Consider the following 24,989-nt stretch of genomic DNA (forward strand, 5'->3'; position numbering starts at 1 on the left):
CCTCTATTATGGCGGAATCTTCCTATAGTATGCTTTTTTCAACACCATTACACTGTAACCCAAAAATTAAAATTATAGATACAGCCTTTAAGAAATTAAAAAAATAATTTTAATATATTAGATTATAATGAATATATTTGTTATTTTAATATTAAGAATATTGCATTTTTCTGCAAACCGTTAAGCGTTTTCTTGTTTAAAATATAATTATTATATTCTTGTATTAAATCATATTTAGCGATATATTACATTCTCCTTTTATATATTATAGTGAATATAGGTATGAAAATAAACTAATTTCAGAAAACTTTTAATAGTGTTTTATTAGAGTATCACCCCCTACTTCCAGCTACCGTATCTCTAACTAGCCCTGTCAGCATAAGTACTCTCTCTATCCTTCCTTAATAATAACTCTTCATGATAAATTTTTTTGTATATAAATTATAATCGCATCTTTATTATTATAATATTATTTTAATATCCCTTTTCAATTACCTATTAATTATTTGTATTTTTATAGTCTTTATGAAAATATTTTCATTGTCAGTGTATAAATTTTATTTTATATTTTTATTGTTACTATATAATATTAAATATTAAACCACTTAAATTTTTTAATAAATAATGCTTGATTAGTTATAATTTTTGCGTTATACTATATTAGCATTATTAAAATATTAGGAGGTTTTTCATAATAATGACATTAAACACAGTGTGGCAACAACAATATAACCCAATGAATAATATTTGGTTATCTGCGCTAATTGCAGTTATTCCTATTGTTATTTTTCTTATTTCACTTGTCTTTTTCAAATTGAAAGGTTATACAGCTGGTGCATTAAGTATAGTTACTTCAGCTATTATTTCTATTTTTGTTTACAAAATGCCGGTAGATAAAGTCGCAGGGGCAGCAGAACAAGGTATTGTATCTGGTTTATGGCCTGTTGCAAGTATAGTATTAGCTGCAATTTTTCTTTATAAACTAACGGTGAAAATTGGATGCTTTGATATTATGAAAGAAAGTATCGCTTCAATTTCTCCAGATAAAAGAATACAAGTACTATTAATTGGATTTTCTTTTAATGCCTTTTTAGAAGGTGCTGCAGGATTTGGAGCACCTGTAGCTATTACCGCTGCAATTCTTGTAGGTTTAGGTTTTAATCCACTTAGTGCTGCAGCAATTTGTTTAGTTTCTAACATTGCAGGTGGAGCATATGGAGCAATGGGAATTCCAGTAACTGTTCCAGCAGCACTTACAGAGCTTAACCCTGTAAAAGTTGGTCAAAATACAGCTATAATACTATGTCTAATAACTATTCTAGTTACATTTTTAATTGTATTTATGGTTGATGGGTTTAAAGGTATAAAAGAAGTATTTCCAGCAATTCTAGTTTCTGGTGGTTCTTTTGCCGCTACAGAATTTATTTTATTAGAATTTATAGGTCCAGAATTAGTTGATATCGCATCATCTATAGTAAGTTTAATAGCTTTAATAATATTCCTTAGATTCTGGAGTCCAAAAAATATACTTTCTGCAGAAAGCAAAATTACTGATACAAAACATGATTTATCAGGTAAGGTAGTTTTTAAAGCTTGGCTTCCATTTATTTTATTAACAGTATTTGTTACTATATTAAATACTAGTTTCTTTAAATCATTAGTTCAAGCAGCAAATCCACAAACTGGTCAAAAACGTGGAATTCTTAATTCTTTAGTGTTTAAGATCCCTTATTACATTGATAGTACAGTAGTAAAAGTAGCACCTATTGCTGAAAAACCAACTCCGATGAAGGCTATATTCAGTTTTGAACCTTTCACTTCAACTACTACTGCAATTGTGTTAGCAGCTATATTAACAATTGTAATATTTAAAGTAAAAGCGAGAATAGTAGCAATTGTATTGAAAGAAACTATCTTAGAACTATGGGCACCTATTTTAACTATTTGTTCTGTACTAGCCTTTGCATACATTTCTACTTATTCTGGAATGTCTTCAACATTAGGATTAGCCCTAGCCAATACAGGAAAAATATTCCCATTAGTTTCACCTATTTTAGGTTGGATTGGAGTATTCTTAACTGGTTCTGTTGTAAATAGTGGATCACTATTCGCTGGATTACAATATGTTACAGCAACTCAAATTGGGGTAGATCCTTCGCTTCTTGTTGCATCTAACATTATCGGTGGAGCAATAGCTAAAATGATTTCACCACAATCTATTGCCGTAGCAGCAGCAGCGGTTGGATTAGTTAATAAAGATAGCGAAATCTTTTCTAAAACAATTAAATGGAGTGTAATTTTCTTAGTATTCGCTGGAATATTAAACTTCTTATTCACATTATAAAAAAAAGACCTAAAGTCAATCGACTTTAGGTCTTTTCTATTATGCTACTTTGTGATTGCAATGACATTCACCTGTTTTGCAGTTTCCGCATACACAATCTTCTTTAGCATTATGACAGCCACATTCACAACCTTCTTTACAATTGCAAGTACCTTCTTTACAGTTCCCACACTTACAATTTTCTTCAGCATCATGACAATGACAGTGATGTTCACATGTACATTTTTCCATTATTATCACCCCTATATCTTTTATTAGTTAACTTAATTTTATATTTTTTCAGGTACATAGTCAATAGATTTTCGTCTTAAGTAACTATTACGATTTACGATGCATAAATCGTAATAGTTACTCCTTATCATGAAATAAATAAACGGAGATGCTATTATTATATAGCATCTCCGCTTATATGTTAAATTATTTATTTACTAACTACTGTACCATCAGCTAATGTGATTTTATAACCATTAAAGTTAATTTTTCCATTATTAGTTAGTTTTGAAATTTTAACATCTCCTGTAAGATTCCATGTTGCACCTTCTTCTACAGTTACCTCTGCATTATTATCAACAGCTGTTCCATTTTCAGCATTATCAACAATATTTATAGTTCCATTAAATTCTGTTGAACCTGATAATGTTAATTTTAATGTAGACACCGTATCAATTTCAATTTTACCATCTAGCTTTTGATCTTTTGCTGTGAAAGTCACATTTCCTCCATTAGATCCAACTGTCCCCCAACCATGTGAAGCATCATTCCCTAATACTGCTAAAAGTCTTCCATCACTATCATTATTAACAATATTTACATTCTCAAGGGTTATATCACTAGTTGTATTCGTTACATATATTAAATCACCATTATTATTAATTAATGTACCTTGTTTCATATTGAATGTAGATTTACCTACTTCAGCATCACCTGACATAGATTGGTAAATCATAACGTTATGCACATTTGTATCTGAACTACTTCCTTTATCATCACTCATATTTCCTTCTACATTTGTGTTTTCAAGTGTGATTGAGTTTTGTCCTTCGATAACTAGTGCTTCTGAATTTTCAGCTTTTAAATTAGCATTCTTAACAGTTATATCAGCAGTAGAATATACAGCTGGAGAATTATAACCTGCTGAAACATAGTCTCCTCCATCTACATTTACAGTATATTATAATTAAAAGTCAAATTTAATCATATTTAAAGTAATATTAATTAAATTTAAAGTTCAAATTTCGACTAATAATTGACATATTTCTCTTTATAACTTCATATTATATAAAAAACGCCTTGAAATTATTTCAAGACGTCTTTCATATTATACTAATTAGTTTACACGGATATATACCGCTCCACTACCTACATCTGCTGAGTTAACAACCGTTTGATTTCCTAACCAACCACCATGAACAGCTTGTCCGTTACCTGCATAAACTGCGATATGCGCTACTCCTGTACCACCATCTGCATAATAAATTAAGTCTCCTGGTTGAGCTTCAGATGCTGATACTGTAGTTCCTAAACTCATATATCCTGCTGGCCAGTCATGGTAACTGATTCCTGCAGATTTAAGTGCGTTTGTAACAAGCATTGTACAATCTTGTGTTGTACCTACTTGACTTAATGCCGCTTGATAAATTGCTGCACCTTTACTTGAAGAAGATGCCTGAGCAGTTGTCGTTGACTGTGTATTAGCCTGCGTCCCAGTAGTAGCTGTCACTCCTGATTGAGTTGTCTGTGTCGATTGTGTTGGTCCATATGTTCCAGAATATTGTGCTGTCGCTTGATTAGCTGTTGCATCATAAGCTGAAGCATTTTGCGTTGTAGCTACTGTACCAATTGCTCCCGTCGTTAACATTGTTATTAAACTTGTTCCTATAAGTAATTTACTATTCTTCATTTTAATTACCTCCAAAATTTCTTTTTTCTACTTGTGCATACATGTATCGATTTATTAATTTTCAAGTACTTTAGTTTTGTAATTTTTAGTTTTATTCAAACGACATATAAATCTTTAACTAAAGCTACTATCAAGCACCAATCTCGCACTTGATAAATAATATTATATACTAACAAACTAAAACCCACTTAAATCAACCTAAAACTATAATTAAAACTCAAATTTAATTATATTTAAAGTACAACAAGAGTATAAAATCATTATTTACACCCTCTTTATACTACATTATTCTACTCAATACAATCTCTTACAAATAAAATATTTTAGAAGTTATTAATACTAAATTACTCTCTACATAACTTAATATTCACCTTATATTTTTTAAAGAATAAGTCTCATTATTCTAAGAAAAAAAAGAACTTAAAGATTTTTTCTCTTTAAGTTCTAAGTTCTCTTCTATATATTAAACTAATTTTTCATAACCTTCTTTTATACTATTTAGTATATTTTCATCAGTTAATTGTGTTACTTCTTTTAACGCTTCTATTATTCCTTTATCAGAAATTAATTTTTCTAATTGGATTGATTGTTCATCCTCTTCTGATCTAAAAGTTAGTATATATGAACAAGCTTTTAAAAGAGCAGCGTTAGCTAAACCAAGTTCTGCTGTTTCTCTAATTGGTTTAATAAATCTCTCATTATAACCTAATTTCCTAATTGGTGTACGGCATATTCTAGAAACATTATCTACAATTCTAGGGTTTTCAAATCGTTTAATAGTTTTATTTCTATATGCAGTCATATCCTCTTTATCAAATCCCCATTTTTTCACAAGTAAAGCACTAGTTTCCTCTAAAACTGCAATAAAGTCTTCACGTACTTTTGGATCTTTAGCACCATCTGATACATATTCAATACCTAAATAGTTTGCTATATAACTTAATGCAGCATGACCTGTATTTACTGTGAATAATTTTCTTTCAATAAATGGATTTAAATCTTCTACATAATGGACATCTTCAATATTTTTATTGTCTTCAACTTTGATTTTTTCCGCTTCTACAACCCACTCACAGAATTTTTCAACTTCTACTAATAATACATCATCATGTTTTTGTGCTGGTACTATTCTATCTACAGCTGAATTTGGGAATCCAACATATTTATTCACAAACTCTTGCTCTTCTTCTGAAAGATATTTGAATATTTCTTGTTTTAGAAAATCAGATCCTTCTATCATATTTTCACAAGCAATAATATCTAATAATTTTGTGTTACCTTCTGCAACTTTTCTTTTTAACCCTTCAGCAATATCTTTAGCTATTATAGGTAATACATTTGGTCCGATTGATGTTGTAATTAATTCAACTTCACCTATTTTATTGTATATTTCTTCTTTTTCACTAGCAATGTTAAGTGCATCAAAATAAGAAATTTCTACTTCTTCTATTTCTTGATCTAACACTTTTATAGTGTATGTATCTCTTTTTTTCAAATCATTAACTATCGCTTCATTAATATCAACAAATGTAACATGATATCCTGATTTACTTAATAATTCACCAATAAATCCTCTACCTATATTACCTGCTCCAAAATGTAAATCTTTCATTTTTAATACCTTCTTTTTTATAATTTATTATTCAACTTCTGATAATAGTTCGATTACTTCTTCTTCTGTAGAAGCATTTACTAGTTTAATTACATTTTCTTGTTCTGAACAGAAAATTGCAATTTTTGATAATAATTCTAAATGCTCACCATCTTTACCTGCAATACCAAATACTACAAACACCATTTTGTCTTCAGTATCTTCAGGTTTAGCAAATGATACACCACCTGGAACTTGAATAATAGATATACCTGTATTTTTAATTGATTTTTTAGCATCATCTGTACCATGAGGAATTGCTATAAAATTTCCCATATAAGTAGATACTATTTCTTCACGTTCTAACATCGCTGGGATATAATCTGCATCTACATAACCATTCTCTACTAATACTTCTCCTGCTTTTCTAATTGCTTCTTCTTTGCTTCCAATCTCTTGACCTAATAGTATATCTTGTTTTTTTAAATTCATCTTATTTCTCCTATCATTTTATTTTTTTATTCCGTATCTTATGATTTTATTATATTATGATTTTATTCTTTAAACAATATCAATGTCGGCAAATGTATTTTTGCCAAAATGTGGTTAGCCATAAAAAATAAAAAAGCCTAAATAGAAACTATATTTATTTACCTTAATTTCTATTGGCTTTTTCTCTTATAATTGTAATATATAATCTTTTAGTATTAAATCTATTTTCGTTACTATAAATTCACTATTTTTTGAATGTAAAGCTGAATTTAATACCTCATCATTTAAAATAGCTATGCTGATTTGACCTAATAACTCTGTATAACTTTGATTATCTGGACTTACCATTGTAAAAAATACAGTAACCTCTTCTTCTTCTCCAGTGACATTAACCATTTTAGAAGGATTATTGAGACTACTTATAATAATAAATGGTTGATCTATAGTATCATTTAATGTATGAAACAACGCTAGGTTCGTACCCGGTATTACTACTGAGCTTTTTTCATGACGCTCTATTAAGCTTTCAACTATTTCATCTTTATCTTTAATTTCTAAACGAGACTCATCAAATACATTTTTTAGTGTTAATCTTTCATCACTGTTATTGTCTATTTCTATATATCTTATATTCGCAAGAATTTCCTTACTAGCTCTCATTAACTCTTCAACATTTATAGCTTTATCAGAATCCACTGAATTTTTTCTTTTAAAACTTCTACTTTCTAATATCTTGTTTCTAACAACTTCGACATCTTTTTCTTTTAGTATTGTCGGTATTAATATATAATCAATATCTTTATCTAATTCTATAGTTGAAATTACAACATCATAATTTTTAACAAAATTACTATTTACTTTACTAGGTATTGTATATTCTAGATTTTTTATCTCTGGAATATTTTTTCTTATCTGACTTCCTAAAATTTTTGAACTTCCAATACCACTAGCACAAATAACCAATGCTCTAACAAAGTTTTTACGATAAATTTGTTCATAACTTGAAGCAAAGTGTATAACTATATAACTAAGTTCAGTTGAATTAAAATTAATTTCATCAAAAACAACTAGTAGTTCAGATTTTATTATTAAGTATAATTCATTATAATTTTTAAGAACAAACTCTTGTAGCTCGTCATTTTCTTCAGTCAGTTTCATTTGATATCTTTTTATTGCAGACTCAACGTGCGCTATAAGACCACCTGATAGATTAGTGTCTTGAGTAAAATCTACATTCATTTTTTCTGATACATATTTTATTAATAAGTTTATTTTATAAACTAGCGTATATGAATACTTATCATTAAAATATGATAGCTGTTCAATAAGCCTACAAGTTTTCAATATTTTTATAAGAAAATTAATTATACTATCTGTAATATCAAACTCTATACTTTTTTTTGTAGCTTCCAATAAGTCTATAATATATCTATACTCATCTTGAGTATATTTTTCTTTAGATTCTGTTTCGTAAGATAATCTTAAAAATACTATATTTAAACTAATTAGAATTTTCTTTATACTTGAATCTGTATAAATATTGAATATTTCTAGATTTTTATTGTTATAAAATATTTGAGTTAAAAGATCAAAGTTTAGAAACTTCATAAAAGGATTACTTGATAAACTTTCTCGACCATTTAATCTTGTGAAAAATTCCTCATCACTTATTTCATTACACAATAGTGAAATTAATAAAATTCTTCTATCTATTTCTTTTCCGACAATCTCAATACCTTGTCCTTTTTTCCTTACTAGAGATAATTTATAATCTTCAAGTATTTTTTCAATCGTAGGTACTATTGAGGCAACAGTATTATAACTAAGCATTAATTTTTCTGAAATATCCTTAATAGATGTATCCTCATTTAAAATTATAAAACATAAAATCAAATTTAACCTAGTTTCCGCAGAGTATGCATAATCTTCAAAACTAGTTTCAAACTGCGTAGAATCTAATGATTCAATATTTCCACTTAAGTAGTATTTTGATTTTTCCTTTATTAAGTCTATATCTAACGCCTGCAATGAACTTTCTAGATTTTTAATTTCTCTATAGAGTGTTCTTTCTTTTATTTTTGTAGCTTTCGCTATTTCCTTTATACTTAATTGTTCATTATTTTTTAATAAAACTTGTAATATAAGTTTTTCTCTTTCGCTAAACATATTTCCTCCATATTTAGAGCTTTAAATACAAAATATGACTTCATCTTAGTAATGCATATCGCCTTATTAAGATGAAGTCATAAACACTACTGTTTCCTTTTAAAAAACATTATATAGCTTTTTGACTATTTTTGCAAATTCTCAACAATTTCGTCATATTTAGGACTGTTTAAGAAATTATCTACTGAAACATGTAGAGCTTTTCCGTTCATTTGTTTTGCACGTGGAGTTAGTTCGTTTTGAGTAACGATTAATAATCCACTTTCTTCTGTTAAGTTTCTAATAGCTACATTAGTTACTTCAAAATCTAATCCAGCTTTTTTAACTTTGTTACGTAGAATTGATGCACCCATAGCTGAGCTTCCCATTCCTGCGTCACAAGCGAAGATAATTTTCTTAACATCAGCATATGAAGTTTCACTTGCAGCTTCTGTTGCTACTTCTTGACCTTTAGACTCAGCTTTCATGCTGCTTACTTTACTTTGTGCGGCTTCTAAGTCAGCTTCACTTTTATCACGACGTAAAATTATACTTGCTACAACAAATGTTACTGCTGTTGATACCACTACCCCAGCGATTACTGCAAAGTAACTTCCTTGAGCAGTTTGTGCTAATACTGCAATAATACTACCTGGAGATGCCGGTGCACGAAGACCTGCACCTAATAATTGGAATGTAGCTGTACCACTAACTCCTCCAGCCATAGCTGCAATGATTAAAGCTGGTTTCATTAAAATGTATGGGAAGTAAATTTCGTGAATACCTCCGATGAAGTGGATAAGAGCAGCACCCGGTGCAGATGCTTTTGCTGAACCTTTTCCAAAGAACATGTAAGCTAATAAGATACCAAGTCCAACTCCAGGGTTAGCTTCTAGTAAGTATAACACAGATTTACCTGTATTTAATGCTTGTTCTGTAGCTATCGGAGTTAAAATACCGTGGTTAATAGCATTGTTTAAGAATAAAATCTTAGCTGGTTCAATAAAGATGTTAGCTAATGGCAATAAGTGAGCATTAACAATTACATCAACTCCTGCACTTAAAATATTAGTAATAACTTTAACTACTGGTCCAATACCGTAGTATCCTATAACTGAAAGAATAAATCCTAAAATACCAAGTGAAAAGTTATTAACTAACATTTCTAAACCAGTTTTAATTTTTGGTTGAACAGCTTTATCAAATTTTTTCATTAAGTATGCTGCAATTGGTCCCATAACCATTGCACCTAGGAACATAGGTGTTCCACCAATACCTTTTTCTGTAAATGTAGTTGTTCCTACAATTACACCCATAGTAGCTATAGCAGCTACTACTCCACCACGTTCTTCGTGAATATTTTTACCTGCTGAATAAGCAATTAATAATGGTAACAGGAAGAATATCATTGGTCCAACCAATGATGCTAATTGTGCATTTGGTGTAAATCCTTTTTCAATAAAGAATGCTGTGATAATCCCCCAAGCGATAAATGCACCAATGTTTGGCATTACCATACTTGAAAGTGCAGTACCTACTTTTTGAACTAAAACTTTTAATCCGCTTTTATTTTCGCTCATAAGTATAAATCTCCTTTAAATTATTTTTTCTTTTTTACTTATGAGTTAATTATATCGCTTTCTTTTTGACTAGACAATATCAAAAAAGGCGAAGTAGTTTTTGCCAAAATGGGGTTACCTATTTTTTGCCAAAATAAATTAATAAAAATAATACATGATATGTTATAATATAAAGTATAGTTTTTATTTATCGAAAGGAGTTATTAAATCATGAAAAACACGTCTTTTTTAGCCATTTTTGATACATTATTTATTTTATCTTTACTTGGATTTCTATTAACAAAGAATTCTGCAATTTTCTTTGTTTCACTTCCCTTTTATGTTGGAACATCTTTTTCTCAGTATTTTAAACAAAAAGAAAAATTAGATGTTTTTGATGATAAATTATTGCGTCTATTAAAATTAGATACTACTATTTATGCAATTGGATTTATGACTTTATATGTTACAACATATTTTACAGTTAACAATATTGAATTACCTTTTAATGTTAAATACTTTTTTGGTATAGCTATCTTCCTATTTTCTATTGCCTTTGTTATTAGCATTAAACGTAAAAAATTGGCGCAAGATTTATTAATTGAAAAATACAGAAAAAAATAAAAAAGAAATCAGCTCATTAACGAGCTGGTTTCTTTTTAACTGTTGGTCTTTTTTTAACGGGTGTTCTAAAGTATTTTTCATATGCTTGTTCTATATCTTTAACCCCTACTACTGATACTAACGATACTATTAAAATAAATATTATTAAAATAATAAATGATCGAGTTTCTATGTAATTTAAAAATGTAATTAATGGTAAACTTGAGTAGAATCCAATTGTTAAACTCTTAATAATTACCGCAATAACTACTGTACAAAGTATTAAGACTAAAAATAAATGAAGTGATAATGCAGCCATAGTTCCGAAAAACGTTGCTACACCTTTTCCACCTTTAAAATTAAATAATAATGGTTTGATATGTCCTAAAATCACAAATAGTATACATACATATATAGTAATTGCATCTACATTTAATATTTTCAATAAAATAACAATTAAAAATCCTTTGAAAAAGTCTACTGCCAGAACAAAAACAAATGATCTTGTTCCTAAGACACGACCAGCATTCCTGGCTCCTACATTTCCTGAACCAGCTTTAGACAAATCTTCTTTATAAATTTTCTCTAATAACTTACCTCCCATTATATTACCTAGGAAGTAGGCTATAATAGCATATATAATACTAGTTATCATAGTTTTTCTCCTCTCTTTTAATAAATTTATCTTTTACAGCGGTTATTCCTTCACTTAAAAACATTAAGCAACCTATAGTAAACGGAACAAGATAATATGAAATTCTATAGATTATTATCGTAGCTCCTATTACTTCTTTATCGATACCAAGATTCATTAAGCCTATTAATACTAAAGCATCAAAAGTCCCCATACCTCCAGGAATCATAGATAGTAATCCTACTATTGAAGCTACTATAATTACACCCATTATTTGAAGTTCCTTATTTGCAACTATACTTCCTGTATAAAAATAAAGAATAATCAGTATAATTAAAGCTGCGAATACCCATTCTAAGAAAGAAATAACAGTAAGTTTTATACTTAAATATCTATCACTACGTATACTTGGTTTTTTTAAATTAAAAAATAAATATAAAGGTAAAAACAATGACATTAGTAATAAGCAATAATAAAACACTTTATTATGTGCATACAAAGCTTGTCCTGGGAAAATATTTAAAACTACGCAAATAGATAGCAAGCTGATTCCTGACAGCATTGAAACGAGTATCATTCCTATAGCGGTAGCTAAACTTTTACCATTTTTTGTATAAGGTTTATACATATAATATCTTAGCCCCGCACCAATAAATCCACCAAAACCTAATACCATATTTAATGTGTTAGTCATAAAACTAATTTTAAAAATACGGAATGAAGGCATACTCTTTGTTAAATTAATTGCTTTTAAAACAAAATAATCATATAAACACAATATTGTTATACCTAGTAAACCACAAAATATAACAAAGAAAAATTTAACATTACCTAATTGTAATGTTAAGAGATATATTTTTTTAAAATCTAAACTAGTAATTTCTTTTTTAAAATAGGAAAAAATCAAATAAAATATTAGTAATCCAATAACTGTTTGAGTTATATTTTTCAAATAGTTAAAAGATCGTTTACTATTAAAATTTTTCATTTTTATTTTCCTTATATATTTTTTTCTACTTTATCATAACATTTTATACTAATTTTTTCAATAATAATTATTCTAAATAAATTTTTACAGTTGCTTTTAATGGTAAAATTACTTATATCAAGTAATAATTCAACGCTTTCAAAATATTGCAGATACTTTCTCCATTACCAAAATTTATTTTTATTTTTATCATATCTCAAAAAATTAACAGCAAAGAAAAGCCTTCACTTCCCTTTGCTGTTCTATAATTATTAAAGTTTCTTAATTAACTCTGTTGTTAATATAGATGAATTTACTGCTGCTATTTTTAGAAATTCATCAAATGTAACACGAGTACCTTCTTCTGCTTTATCACTCACACTTCGACAAACTATAAATTTAGTCCCAAATTGATAGCAAGTTTGAGCAATTGCAGCTGCTTCCATTTCTACTACTTGCATAGTAGGAAAATTAGCCAAAATATTATTTTTAAGTTCTTTATTAGAAATAAATGAATCTGATGTTCCAACTAAACCAAAATGAATATTATGATTTGGTAAGTCAATTTCAGCAGCTAATTTTTGTAATTTTTCATCGCTCTTATATACAGCTGGCATTTGAGGAACTTGACCTAATTCATAGCCAAATTCTGTTGCATCAACATCAAAGTGGCGAACTTCTGTAGCCACAATCATATCTCCTATTTCCATACTTCCTTGTAATGCACCACAAGTACCTATATTAATAACGTACTCTGGTTTATAGTGATCTAATAAAAGTGTTGTTGCTATTGCCGCATTAACTTTCCCAGGAAGACTTAACATTAATACCATACTACGCTGTTCGTATATTCCCTCGTAAAAAGTTACATGAGCTATTTTTCTTTCTTTAAGATTTTCAATCTTTTCTTTTATAATAGCAACTTCTTCCGGCATTGCACCTATTAAAGCTATCATAATATTATTCAACCTCTAGAATTTTTATTTCCATTGAATCTTCAGGACCAGTTGGAAGAGATACTTTTGCTACATCCCCAACTTCTTTCCCAAGTAATGCTTGAGCAACTGGACTCTCATTTGAAATTTTGTATTCAAATGGATTAGCTTCCGCACTACCTACAATTTTATAAGTTTCTGTAGCTCCATTAGGTAATTCTTGATAAGTTACAGTGTTACCAAGGCGGATTGCACTTGATTTTTCATCTAATTCGATAATTACTGCATATCGAATCATTTGTTCCATTTCTAAGATTCTTTGTTCGATAAACCCTTGTTCATCTTTTGCTGCATCGTACTCTGAGTTCTCAGATAAGTCCCCAAAACTACGTGCTACTTTAATTTTTTCAATTACTTCTGGACGTTTAACTTTTTTATAATGTTCTAGTTCTTCTACAAGTTGATCATAACCTTCTTGGGTCATTTGATATTCTAATTTTTCTTCTAATGCCATAGTAATACTCCTTTTTTTTGTCTACTCTCTATTATATCGTTTTTTTTACTATTTTGCTAGTAGTGATTTAATTTTTGTTATTAAAATATCTACTGCAATATCATTGTAGCCACCATCTGGAACAATTATGTCTGCATATTGTTTAGTTGGTTTAATATACTTCTCATGCATTGGTCTAACTGACACTAAATATTGATTAATAACTGACTCTACCGTTCTTCCACGTTCATTAATATCACGTAATAAACGTCTTAAAATACGTAAATCACTCGGTGTATCAACGAAAATTTTTATATCCATTAATTCACGTAGTTTTTCTGAATGTAAACCAAACATACCTTCGATAATAATTACATCTTTAGGTTCTTGATGTTTTTTTTCAGAACTACGTGTATGATTTACATAGTCATACACAGGTAATTCTACCGCATTTCCTTCCATAAGCTCTGTTAAATGAGTGTATAAAAGTTCATTATCAAATGCACTTGGATGGTCATAGTTTGTTTTTACTCTTTCATCCATAGTCATATGACTTTGATCTTTATAATAATAATCTTGCTCGATTAACGCTACTTTATCTATTGTTAATTCATCAATAATTCTTTTAGTGACAGTAGTTTTTCCACTACCACTACCCCCAACAATACCAATAATTTTAGGCTTTTTAGTTGTCATTAGCGTCCCATTTCCTTTCTCATCATGTTACTCTTAAATACTCTAGAATCTAACTTAGTTCTTATAATTTGAAGTGGATGTCTTGCTGCATCAAGTAATTCCCCATCTTCATCATAAATTTCTCCAATAACTTGTCTAAATGTATCAATTTCTGGTCCAAAGAATTCAACTTCTTGTCCCGTTTTAAAGAAATTACGTTGCTGTATTGTCGCAATACCTGTTTCTTCATCATAATGTAGAACTTGACCAACAAAATCATAATTAGTTTTTTTACTTCCCTCATTACCAAACATTTGTTCAGTATATTGTGGAATTTCATAGAAGAATGACATTGCTGTATCACGATTAGCACATTTATAAAGTTCTAACTTGTATTCAGGTGTCATTTCAAAATTATCAGGATCTGCACAGTAATCATCAATTAATTTTCTATATACACTAGCTACTGTGGCAACATAGTGAATAGATTTCATACGACCTTCAACTTTTAGTGAGTCAATACCTAATTCTATAATTTCAGGTACAGCTTCTATTAAAGTTAAATCTTTAGGACTCATTGCATAAGGATTTGCACCTTCATCAAATAGTTTTGTATCTTCTTCTTGTCCTTCTTCATAAAGGTCATAGTTCCAACGACATGATTGACAGCATCCACCACGGTTACTATCTCTTGCAGTCATATAATTACTTAGCGTACAACGTCCTGAGTACGCTATACACATAGCTCCATGAACAAACATCTCTATTTCGACATCTGTTTTTTCACGTATTTCTTTTATTTCTTCATAACCTGTTTCTCGTGCAAGAACAACACGATGCACTCCTTCACTTTCCCAGTATTGTACTTCTTTGTAGTTCGAAATAGATTGTTGCGTACTAATATGTACTTCTACATTTGGAGCAACAGCTTTACATCTTTCAATAATGAATGGATCCGCTACTATTATACCTCGAACTCCAGCTTCTTGGAGCGCAATTAAAAATTCATCTAATCCTTCAAAATTTTCATCATGAGCAATTATATTTGCTGTTACATATATATCTGCTCCGTACTTTTTAGCGAAGTCACATCCTTCTTTGATTTCTTCTATAGTGAAGTTATCCGCATTACTACGAAGCCCAAATTCTTGTCCCCCAAGGAATACAGCATCTGCTCCATAATGAATTGCTATTTTTAATTTTTCTAAGTTTCCTGCAGGAAGTAAAAGTTCTGGTTTCTTTACAATAACTCTCTTCCCATCTCTAATTTCTGATATATTTGGTATCGCCATAAGTTTAAGTCACATTCAAGTATGACCTATCCTCCTTGTCATATAAATTTAGGTTTTTATAGGTAACCTCCACCTACTAATACATAGTTTTCTTATAGAAAAATCCTAAGTCAACTTCTCTATATTTTGGTTTAATTTTTTCTATATCATTATAGAAATCTTGTTTTTCATCTTCGTATGCTTCTTTATCTTCATAATAAAGATCTATAGCATCGCGATAAATTGTTACTACTTCTGTAATATAGTCTTCATCTTTTAGAACACCATCTATTTTGAATGCACTAACTCCTGCTTCAATTAAACGATCTAGTTCTTCAATTGCACAAATATCATTAGCACTCATTATATGTGTACCGTTTGAATCTTCAAAAATTGGATAACGTTCATTTCTATCTTGGCTATATAAAAATAATTTTTTAGAATTACTATATTCTTCTATATAGCTTTCTTTTTTACTGTACATAAAATAATTGTCTACTAATTTTCGTACAGATTGGAACATGCATAGCATTCCTTGTACTTGAACTTCTATCTCATAATCACTTTTCCCAGCAATTTCTACAATTTCCTCAATAGTTAGTTCTTTTGAAAGACATGTTCTATATGCTCCTCGTTTACCCCAATAATTACATGAGAACGAGTTTGTTGCTAATGTATGTGGATCCCATTGAAGCTTAAAGTTCAATCCTTCTTCTCTTAAAATCGTAATAATAGTCGGTTCTCCAAAGATTAAAGCATCTACATCTAGTGTTGCTAGATAATGAAGATAATCTACTAAATCATCAAGATGCTCGTTGTGAAAAATTGCATTTACACTAACATATGCTTTTTTCCCAGCTTGGTGAATGATTTCTACCGCTTTTTTTAATTCATCTCTTTTAAATTCTCCTGCAAGTCTCAAACCATATTTTTCTTCACCGATGACGAAGCTATCAGCCCCAACATTGATAAGTTCATAAATATGGTCTACACTCTTCGGAGTTACTACTAACTCTACAGTCATTTTAAATCCTCTCGTTAATTAAATTTTATGAGAATAACTCTCTTTTTTCTTCATTAAAAATAAATTATGTCTTTCATGATAAAAAAATGTTGTTGCTGCAAAAGCGCCTCTTTCTATTACTATATACTCAGTTTTATTTAACTTATTAGGTGAATCATATGCTAGCAAGTTTAAATCCTCATATTTTTTAGATGAAGCAAAACCTCCGAAAAATAAAACCATTACAAAAATCCAAAGAGTAGCAAATAAACCTATACCTATAATAATAAATTTACCAAATAATGAAGCTAAAGAATTACTACCAAAAGTGTTCATTATCCTAATGAGCATTTCCCAGCCTTTTATAATAATTAATAATACGGCTATATAGTATAAGTATGGATAATATACAATTATTAACGCATAATCCGTACTAGCTTCTAATATAGCATTTATAATAAATAATAAAAATAAGAAGATAAAGTATGCAGCTATAAAAATATTAAATTTTTTCATTAGCATATACTCCTCTATTTTCTAGTTGTTATTGCTATCCCATCTCCAAATGGTAAAATAACACTCTCATAATTTTCATGCTTTAACAACCACTCATTATAGTTATTTATCTTTCTTGAAAGTTGTTTTAAATCTCTACTATGTCTAATAATACTAGGATCTGCTACCATTCCTTTAAATAGAACATTATCAGTTAAGACTACAACATCTTCAGCAAAATATGGTTCATACAGTTCAAAAAACTTTCTACTTTGACTTTTAGCACCATCAATAAAAACAATGTCGTACGGTGCATTTCTTACTACTTCATCTTGTAGTTCTAAGGCATCCGCATGAAGAAGTGTTATTTTATCAGTAAGATTTCGTTTTTCTACATTACTTTTAGCAATATTATACATCTTATCATCACGTTCAATAGTAGTAACATTACATCCTATTGTTTCAGCAAGTTTAATAGATGTATATCCAATTGCTGTACCAATTTCCAATAGATTCTTTGCCTTTTTTATTTTTAACATTTGAATTAAAAATCTTATTCCTATTTTATCGATTATTGGTACTCTATTTTCTTCAGCAAATTTTTCTAAATCTAGATAAAAATCATCAAAATCTTCTAGTAAATTTATGACATATAAATCATCTTTTGACTCTATTGCAACCATGTTTACCTCCATATTTATACATCATATTATGATAACATAAACTTTATTATTATTGCAATTATAAAGGACAAAGAGAGTTGATAAAAATCAACTCTCTTTAAAAATTTCAATATTAATTATTTTTCTAATGATTGAACTGCAGTAATTAACGCAAGTTTATAAACATCTTCTGCGTTACATCCACGAGATAAATCGTTAACTGGTGCATTTAGACCTTGTAAGATTGGCCCAACTGCTTCAAATCCACCAAGACGTTGAGCAATTTTATAACCAATATTTCCTGCTTCTAAGCTTGGGAATACAAATACATTAGCATCACCTTGAACTTTTGAATTAGGGGCTTTTAATTTAGCGACAGATGGCACTACAGCTGCGTCAAATTGTAATTCTCCTTCTACAGCTAACTCAGGTGCATTTTCTTTAACTAATTTAGTAGCTTCTGCTACTTTTGTAGTATCTTCAGTTACTGCTGAACCTAATGTTGAGAAACTTAACATTGCTACTTTAGGATCGACATTGAAGCTTTTTGCTGTTTTAGCACTTTCAATTGCGATTTCAGCTAATCCTTCAGAATCTAATGTCGGATTAATAGCACAGTCAGCAAAGACATAACGTTTGTCATCTTTACTCATAATAAATGCACCACTAGTACGTTTTGTACCTGGTTTAGTTTTAATGATTTGTAATGCAGGACGAACTGTATCTCCAGTTGAGTGAATAGCTCCAGATACTAATCCTTCTACTTTACCAGTATAAACTAACATAGTTCCAAAATAGTTAACATCTTTTAGTAATTCACGAGCTTTTTCTTCTGTAGCTTTTCCAGCACGGCGCTCTACAAACTTCGCTACCATTTCATCGTATTGTTCATAGTTTTCGTGGTCCACGAATTCGATACTAGAAACATCTAAAGATAATGGTTTAGCAAGCTCTTCTACTTTTTCTTTTTTCCCTACTAATACTGGTTGAACATAGCTAGTAGCACTTAGTTTAACTGCTGCTTCTAGTACACGCTCATCGTATGCTTCTGGAAATACAATACGTACTTTTTTCCCTTCTAATTTTTCTTGAAGTTCTACAAATAAATCATTTGCCATCTTCATATCCTCCTAATTGTATATAATATGTTTAATGTGTCTTATTGATTTTAATGTCAGTGCATCCACAAAGCTACCTTTACCTAATGCAACATAACCTATAATTGTACCAATATAAAATACTAGTATGATTATTACTATAATACGAATATATCGTAATATTACATCATTTATTATCTTCATAGGCATCCCCTACTCTTCAATTCTTCTAACATCTGCACCAAGTTTTCTCATTTTTTCTTCGATATCTACATATCCTCTGTCTATGTGATAAATATCGATGATTTTTGTAGAACCCTTAGCCATAAGTCCCGCTATAATAAGTGCTGCACCAGAACGTAAGTCTGTAGCTCTAACAGTAGTCCCTTCTAAATGAGCTGGTCCTTCTATTAATGAACTTCTTCCTTCGATTCTGATTTTAGCATTCATTCTTCTTAATTCTTCAACGTGCATAAATCTGTTTTCAAAAACAGTTTCAGTTATTGTGCTTGTACCATTACCTAAAAGTGTTAATACACACATAATTGATTGCATATCAGTTAAGAATCCTGGGTGTGGTAATGTTTTTACATCAACTGGTTTAAGAGTTTCTAAGTTATTTCTAACTCTCATAGCATCTTCAAACACTTCGATTTCTACACCCATTTCACGCATTTTACTAACTAATGCAACATTATCTTTATAAGGAGCACCTTTTACTAATACATCTCCTCTTGTAGCTGCTGCTGCAATCATGTAAGTTGCCGCTTCAACTCTATCAGACATTATAGTGTATTCTGCTCCTACTAATTTTTCAACTCCTTCTATTTCTAAAACAGAAGTTCCTTTACCAGAAATTTTTGCTCCCATTTTTATTAAGAAGTTAATCATATCTTCTATCTCTGGTTCTTGTGCCGCATTTACTATTGTTGTTTTTCCTTTTGCTAAACAACTAGCCATAATTACGTTTTGAGTCCCCCCAACACTTGGGAAGTCAAAAAATATAGTGTTACCTTCAAGTTGTTTGCTTGATCTTGCTTCAACAAATCCAGCATCTTGAATAACTTCTGCACCTAAGATTTCAAATCCTTTTAGGTGTTGATCAATTGGTCTACTTCCTATAGAACAACCTCCAGGCATCGCTACTTTAGCTCTTCCTTCACGTGCTAACATTGGTCCTAATACTAGGAACGATGCACGCATTTTACTTACAAATTCAAACGATGCTTCAGTTACTAATGGATTTCTCGCATCCATCTCTATTGTATTTTCTTCTGGTTTATAATTTACTTTTACTCCTAATGATTCAAATAATAAACTAATTGTTTTAATATCTGAAAGTTTTGGAACATTATAAAATTTACTTGTACCCTCTGTTGCCAATAAACCTGCTGCTAATATTGGGAGTGCAGCATTTTTAGCACCAGAAACTTGTACTTCTCCTATTAAAGGCGATCCACCTTTAACTAAAATCTTTTCCAAGTTATTTCCTCCATCTCTTTTTTTAGCATTTCATACCACTTATTATAGTACCACAAATTAAAAAATAAATAAAGTTTGAATTTTTATTTTCAATTCTTTTTTTAACTATAATACTTAATAAAGTAGTATTTTAAAATTTATACTTATTTATAAATTTAATTTATATAATTTTATTTAATTATAATTCATCAAAAAATGATAATTGAGCTTTTTCAGGAAGACCTTTTAAGGTCCCCATTTCTCTTAAATACTCGACTACCGTAGACGAAACACTTCCACGTTTAGAAAAATCTTCTATTGATAAGAATGGTTTTTCTTTTCTAGCTTGAACTATTTTATTAGCAACATTATCTCCAAGTCCAGGAACAATTGAAAATGGAGGGATAAGTGTATTTCCATCAATAATATAGTCATGGCTTTCTGATTTTTCTAAATCTACTTTTGAAAATGCAAAACCACGTTCTAACATTTCATTAGCAATCTCATAACTTACGAGTGCGTCTTTATCTTTAGCAGTTACTTCATTTTTGTCTTTTGTTTTAATTTCTTGAATTTTTGCCTTTAATGATTTCTCACCTTTTACTACGGTAATAATATCAAAGTCACTTGCCCTTACTGAATAATAAGCACAATAATAAGTTAAAGGCTGATGCACCTTAAACCATGCTATTCTAAGTGCCATAAGTACATAAGCGCATGCGTGAGCTTTAGGGAACATATACTTAATTTTTTTACATGAGTCTATATACCATTCCGGTACATCATTATCTCTCATAGCCTTCTCAAAATCTTCTGTAAGTCCTTTCCCTTTCCTTACACTTTCCATTATCTTAAACGATAATCCTTCTTCTAATCCAGCATGTATTAAGTAAACCATTATATCGTCACGACATCCAATTACATCTTTAAGTTCACATGTTCCATTTTTAATTAGTTCTTGAGCATTTCCTAACCACACATCTGTACCATGTGATAATCCTGAAATCTGAACTAACTCTGAATATGTAGTTGGTTTTGTATCATCTAACATTTGAATAACAAAGTTTGTCCCAAACTCTGGAATACCAAATGTTCCACTTGCAGAGTCTACTTGTTCTCTTGTAACACCTAATGCTTCAACAGTTGAGAATATACCCATCACTTCCGGATCTGATACATCGATTGTTTTTGGTTCAATACCAGATAAATCTTGAAGTTTTCTTATCATAGTTGGATCATCGTGTCCAAGTATATCAAACTTAAGAATATTATCGTGAATAGAATGGAAGTCAAAGTGAGTAGTTCTCCAAGAACTTGTTTCATCATCTGCAGGATATTGATATGGAGTAAAGTCGAAAATATCCATATCATTTGGCACTACTAGTATCCCTCCTGGGTGTTGACCAGTAGTTCTCTTAGAACCTTCGCATCCTGATGCTATTCTCTCAATATCTATACTTCTTTTTTCTATCTCATTCTTCTCATAATAATCTCTAGTAAATGAGTAAGCTGTTTTTTCTGCTACTGTTGATATAGTCCCTGCACGATATACATAGTCTTCTCCAAAGATTTCTTTAGTGAAATTATGTGCTGTAGCTTGATATTCTCCTGAGAAGTTTAAATCTATATCGGGTACCTTATCTCCGTTAAATCCTAAGAAAGTTTCGAAAGGAATATCCTGGCCATCTTTTATCATTTTTACATCACAGTGAGGGCAATTTTTATTAGGTAAGTCAAATCCTGATGCATATTCTGCATTTAAGAAAAATTCACTGTGCTTACACTTTGGACAAACATAGTGAGGAGCTAATGGATTAACCTCTGTTATCTCCATCATTGTAGCAACTAATGATGATCCAACAGAACCCCTAGATCCAACCAGATATCCATCATCTAGAGATTTCTTAACTAATTTATGTGAGATAAGATATACTACTGAAAATCCATTACCAATAATAGAAGCAAGTTCTTTTTCTAATCTTTTTTCAACTATTTCAGGTAGTTTATCACCGTATATTTTATGCGCCATGCTATAGCTTAAATCACGTACTTCATCTGCAGCACCTTCTATATTCGGTGTATACAATTTATTTTTTAGTGGGACTACTAATTCAATTAAATCAGAAATTTTATGAGTATTATCAATAACTATTTCTTCACGAAGTTTTTCATCTAAAAATGAAAATTCATTTAACATTTCTTCTGTAGTTAAAAATGTTGCCATAGGTTTAATGTCTCGAGCTCCAGGGTTACTTTTTACAGTTAATCGTAGTATTTGTCGATAGACATGTTGATATTCATCTAAGTAATAACAATCCCCTGTTGCTACAACTATCTTATCTTTTTTCTTAGCTATATCTATTAATTTTTTTAGTAATTCTTCTAACTCTGCTTCATCAGTTATGCGTTCACTTCTTATAAAGCTGTGATAGTGATTTTTAGGTTGTATCTCAATATAATCATAAAAATCGATTATTCCTTCTACCTTATCCTCTTTTGAATTTAGTAATTCTTCAAAAACCTCATTTTCACTATTTCCACTACCAATTAATAAATCTTCTCTATATTGCTCCAATAAACTTCTCGGAATAGTAGGTTTACCTGATGAAAGATAATCTGTACAGCTATATGAAACTAGTCTAAATAAATCTTTTAATCCTTTAGCATTTTTAACTAAGATAGAACATGGAAAAGTTCTTGATCTTTTATGTGCAAGTTTTAAATCTATCTTCTCATCAATTTCATTATGATATTCAATACCAAGTTTATAAAGTTGATCTAACATTTTCAAAAAGATTTCAGCTGTAGCTTTTGTATCATAAATGGCTCTGTGGTGTTGCACTAAACGAACTTTATATAGTTTAGCTAAATTACTAAGACCATGTCTTTTAGCTTCTTTATTTTCTGCACGTGAAATAAATAAAGTATCTATACTAGCATTGTTTTTATTTTTTAATCCTAGTCTTTCAAAGCTCTTATCTAAGAATCCTAAATCAAATTTTGCATTATGTGCAACAAGAATGTCATCTTCATCCAACCAATTATAAAAATTAGTCATTACTTCTTCTTCAAATGGCGCATCTTTAACGTCGTCATCTGTAATACTTGTTAATCTAGTAATTAATTCTGAAATTGGTCGTCTTGGATTAATATAACTTTCAAAACTATCTATTTCAGCACCATTTTTCACTTTAATTGCCGCAATTTCTATTAATCTATCTCTCTCAGCTGAAAGACCTGTTGTTTCTACGTCAAATACTACATATGTAGCATCTTTTAAACGTAACTTCTTTTTGTTAGTTGTTGCTGTAATGCTGTCATCCATTATAAAAGCATTAAGTCCATATATAGGTTTTAGTTCTTTACCTTTTGAACTCAAGCAAATTTCTGGATAGGCTTGTACACCATAAGTATCAGTAAATGCGATTGCTTCATGCCCCCAACTTTTAGCTCTTGCTAAGTAATCTTTAGCTGATGAGACACCTTCTAATTGACTCATTTTCGTATGAGTATTTAACTCAATTCTTTTTCTTCCCTTATAGTTATCTTTTTTCTCTTCTTTACTAACTAATTCAAGAAGTTTTGGTTCAATAATTGTATCTCTTAAATATGGATCATTACTAACCGTACCTTGTACTTTAAGCCACTGACCTTTTTTAATTCCTTTTACTGATTCTATAAGTTCTGTTCTTCTTTTATTTTGGAATTTCGCATTTGGTCCATTACCAAATAGTCTTAAAATAATTGAGTCGCTATAATCTGTTAGTTTCAAACGAAACTGGCTTGTACCATTTCTATGCGAAATCTCTTCAGTGCCAAAAACCTGTGCCATTATTGTAACATCACCAGCGTATCCTATAACATCTTTGATTTCTACTATATCTTCATCTTTGATTTCTTTTGCGTAGCGATTACCCCCACCAGCACCAAATCCACTAAATTTCTTTTCTGGTTCTTTAGGTCGGCGTTCCGCTTCTTTTTTCTCAAATTCTTCAAGTTTTTCTATCTCTTTAGAAATCTTTTCTTCTTGATTTTCTATAACAGACTCTACATCTTGTTGCGTAAATATCGGAACTATATCTTTAACCTCTACCCCGATATTAGAATAACTAGTTAGTATCTTATCTTTTCTATCATTAATAAAATTATTCCAAACTGTTGGTACTTTAATATCTAAGTTGATTATATTATTCTCTAAAGTTAGTTCAGTAAATATTAAACTTTGTAGTAAACCAGGAGAAACTTCAGAAAAATTTTCTAAAATTACGTACTTCCAATATTCTTTTATTTGATCTTCTGAGACCGAGTCTTCTAATTTAAAACGATAGTTTATTATGTATTCATCAGAAAAACTATCTCGTAATTTTTGAATAAATAATGTTAATGTTTCCGAATTTGGTAAGTTTTTACCGCTGAAATTAAAAGTCCATATTTTGTTAATATTGTCTTTTTCTATATTGTTTAAAGAAAAATCTATTAGACTTGTATTTGATAATTCCTCTTCTAATTCTAACGTTTCTATTAACAGAGAAAAATGCTTATTGCCCATGCTTCCTCCTACTTTCTATTTTTATAAATTCATATACAATTTATACTCTTCTTTTTATTACATTCTAAGTAAATATGAATTTAGAATATCCACTCTATTATACTAAAAAAACT

At 29.9% G+C, this 24,989-nt stretch carries 21 protein-coding genes; 2 read left to right on the top strand and 19 right to left on the bottom strand.

What is annotated here, in order from left to right:
• Nucleotides 1–697 precede the first annotated feature (697 nt).
• Nucleotides 698–2,344 carry an L-lactate permease gene (locus tag T369_RS0101715; RefSeq protein WP_031550918.1) on the top strand — a complete coding sequence of 549 codons (1,647 nt, stop codon included), beginning with the start codon at nucleotides 698–700 and terminating at the stop codon, nucleotides 2,342–2,344.
• Between the two features lie 421 nt (nucleotides 2,345–2,765).
• Here the strand turns inward: T369_RS0101715 and T369_RS0101725 are convergent, their stop codons facing one another.
• From T369_RS0101725 to T369_RS0101750, 6 genes are all read right to left on the bottom strand, one after another.
• Complete coding sequence (locus T369_RS0101725; RefSeq protein ID WP_051618954.1) at nucleotides 2,766–3,338, bottom strand: hypothetical protein; 573 nt, start codon at nucleotides 3,336–3,338, stop codon at nucleotides 2,766–2,768.
• A gap of 333 nt (nucleotides 3,339–3,671) precedes the next feature.
• Entirely contained in the window at nucleotides 3,672–4,244 is a 573-nt protein-coding gene (locus T369_RS0101730; protein WP_031550924.1) for a C40 family peptidase, read from the bottom strand.
• 463 nt (nucleotides 4,245–4,707) lie between these two features.
• Complete coding sequence (locus T369_RS0101735) at nucleotides 4,708–5,856, bottom strand: mannitol-1-phosphate 5-dehydrogenase (RefSeq protein WP_031550927.1); 1,149 nt, start codon at nucleotides 5,854–5,856, stop codon at nucleotides 4,708–4,710.
• Between the two features lie 27 nt (nucleotides 5,857–5,883).
• Nucleotides 5,884–6,327 (bottom strand): PTS mannitol transporter subunit IIA, encoded by a 444-nt coding sequence (locus T369_RS0101740; protein WP_006363714.1) that lies wholly within the window; start codon nucleotides 6,325–6,327, stop codon nucleotides 5,884–5,886.
• A gap of 186 nt (nucleotides 6,328–6,513) precedes the next feature.
• Nucleotides 6,514–8,493 (bottom strand): BglG family transcription antiterminator, encoded by a 1,980-nt coding sequence (locus tag T369_RS0101745; RefSeq protein ID WP_031550930.1) that lies wholly within the window; start codon nucleotides 8,491–8,493, stop codon nucleotides 6,514–6,516.
• Between the two features lie 125 nt (nucleotides 8,494–8,618).
• The gene (locus T369_RS0101750; protein WP_031550934.1) at nucleotides 8,619–10,052 is read right to left on the bottom strand and encodes a PTS mannitol transporter subunit IIBC; all 1,434 of its coding nucleotides are present in this window, start codon (nucleotides 10,050–10,052) and stop codon (nucleotides 8,619–8,621) included.
• 210 nt (nucleotides 10,053–10,262) lie between these two features.
• On the opposite strand from T369_RS0101750, the gene T369_RS0101755 reads away from it, so the two are divergent.
• Nucleotides 10,263–10,655, top strand: coding sequence for a hypothetical protein (locus tag T369_RS0101755; RefSeq protein ID WP_031550938.1), 393 nt, complete (start codon nucleotides 10,263–10,265; stop codon nucleotides 10,653–10,655).
• Nucleotides 10,656–10,671: 16 nt separating this feature from the next.
• Here T369_RS0101755 and T369_RS0101760 read toward each other — a convergent pair whose 3' ends face one another.
• The 13 genes from T369_RS0101760 to T369_RS0101820 form a co-directional block, all read right to left on the bottom strand.
• Entirely contained in the window at nucleotides 10,672–11,289 is a 618-nt protein-coding gene (locus T369_RS0101760; RefSeq protein WP_031550941.1) for a glycerol-3-phosphate acyltransferase, read from the bottom strand.
• Nucleotides 11,279–12,256 carry a lysylphosphatidylglycerol synthase domain-containing protein gene (locus T369_RS0101765; RefSeq protein ID WP_031550944.1) on the bottom strand — a complete coding sequence of 326 codons (978 nt, stop codon included), beginning with the start codon at nucleotides 12,254–12,256 and terminating at the stop codon, nucleotides 11,279–11,281. The genes T369_RS0101760 and T369_RS0101765 overlap by 11 nt, the downstream gene beginning before the upstream one ends.
• Nucleotides 12,257–12,507: 251 nt before the next feature.
• The gene (gene mtnN, locus T369_RS0101770; protein ID WP_031550947.1) at nucleotides 12,508–13,191 is read right to left on the bottom strand and encodes a 5'-methylthioadenosine/S-adenosylhomocysteine nucleosidase; all 684 of its coding nucleotides are present in this window, start codon (nucleotides 13,189–13,191) and stop codon (nucleotides 12,508–12,510) included.
• Between the two features lie 4 nt (nucleotides 13,192–13,195).
• Nucleotides 13,196–13,684, bottom strand: coding sequence for a transcription elongation factor GreA (gene greA / locus T369_RS0101775; RefSeq protein ID WP_006363723.1), 489 nt, complete (start codon nucleotides 13,682–13,684; stop codon nucleotides 13,196–13,198).
• Nucleotides 13,685–13,732: 48 nt separating this feature from the next.
• A complete protein-coding gene (gene udk, locus T369_RS0101780) occupies nucleotides 13,733–14,359 on the bottom strand; it encodes a uridine kinase (protein WP_031550950.1) in 627 nt (208 codons plus the stop codon).
• Nucleotides 14,359–15,630: a peptidase U32 family protein gene (locus tag T369_RS0101785; RefSeq protein WP_031550953.1), complete on the bottom strand. Its 1,272-nt coding sequence runs from the start codon at nucleotides 15,628–15,630 to the stop codon at nucleotides 14,359–14,361. The genes udk and T369_RS0101785 overlap by 1 nt, the downstream gene beginning before the upstream one ends.
• A 76-nt stretch (nucleotides 15,631–15,706) precedes the next feature.
• On the bottom strand, nucleotides 15,707–16,633 hold the full coding sequence (locus T369_RS0101790; RefSeq protein WP_031550955.1) for a peptidase U32 family protein: 927 nt from the start codon (nucleotides 16,631–16,633) through the stop codon (nucleotides 15,707–15,709).
• A gap of 18 nt (nucleotides 16,634–16,651) precedes the next feature.
• On the bottom strand, nucleotides 16,652–17,128 hold the full coding sequence (locus T369_RS0101795) for a hypothetical protein (protein WP_031550958.1): 477 nt from the start codon (nucleotides 17,126–17,128) through the stop codon (nucleotides 16,652–16,654).
• Nucleotides 17,129–17,142: 14 nt separating this feature from the next.
• Nucleotides 17,143–17,790: an O-methyltransferase gene (locus T369_RS0101800; RefSeq protein WP_031550960.1), complete on the bottom strand. Its 648-nt coding sequence runs from the start codon at nucleotides 17,788–17,790 to the stop codon at nucleotides 17,143–17,145.
• Nucleotides 17,791–17,906: 116 nt separating this feature from the next.
• Nucleotides 17,907–18,887 carry a phosphate acetyltransferase gene (gene pta / locus T369_RS0101805; protein ID WP_031550963.1) on the bottom strand — a complete coding sequence of 327 codons (981 nt, stop codon included), beginning with the start codon at nucleotides 18,885–18,887 and terminating at the stop codon, nucleotides 17,907–17,909.
• A 12-nt stretch (nucleotides 18,888–18,899) separates the two neighbouring features.
• On the bottom strand, nucleotides 18,900–19,070 hold the full coding sequence (locus T369_RS09065; RefSeq protein WP_006363731.1) for a DNA-directed RNA polymerase subunit beta: 171 nt from the start codon (nucleotides 19,068–19,070) through the stop codon (nucleotides 18,900–18,902).
• Nucleotides 19,071–19,079: 9 nt separating this feature from the next.
• Nucleotides 19,080–20,348 (bottom strand): UDP-N-acetylglucosamine 1-carboxyvinyltransferase, encoded by a 1,269-nt coding sequence (gene murA, locus T369_RS0101815; RefSeq protein WP_006363732.1) that lies wholly within the window; start codon nucleotides 20,346–20,348, stop codon nucleotides 19,080–19,082.
• A 178-nt stretch (nucleotides 20,349–20,526) separates the two neighbouring features.
• Nucleotides 20,527–24,876, bottom strand: coding sequence for a PolC-type DNA polymerase III (locus T369_RS0101820; protein WP_031550966.1), 4,350 nt, complete (start codon nucleotides 24,874–24,876; stop codon nucleotides 20,527–20,529).
• Between the last annotated feature and the right edge of the window lie 113 nt (nucleotides 24,877–24,989).

Source organism: Gemella sanguinis ATCC 700632 (assembly GCF_000701685.1).
Lineage (GTDB): Bacteria > Bacillota > Bacilli > Staphylococcales > Gemellaceae > Gemella > Gemella sanguinis.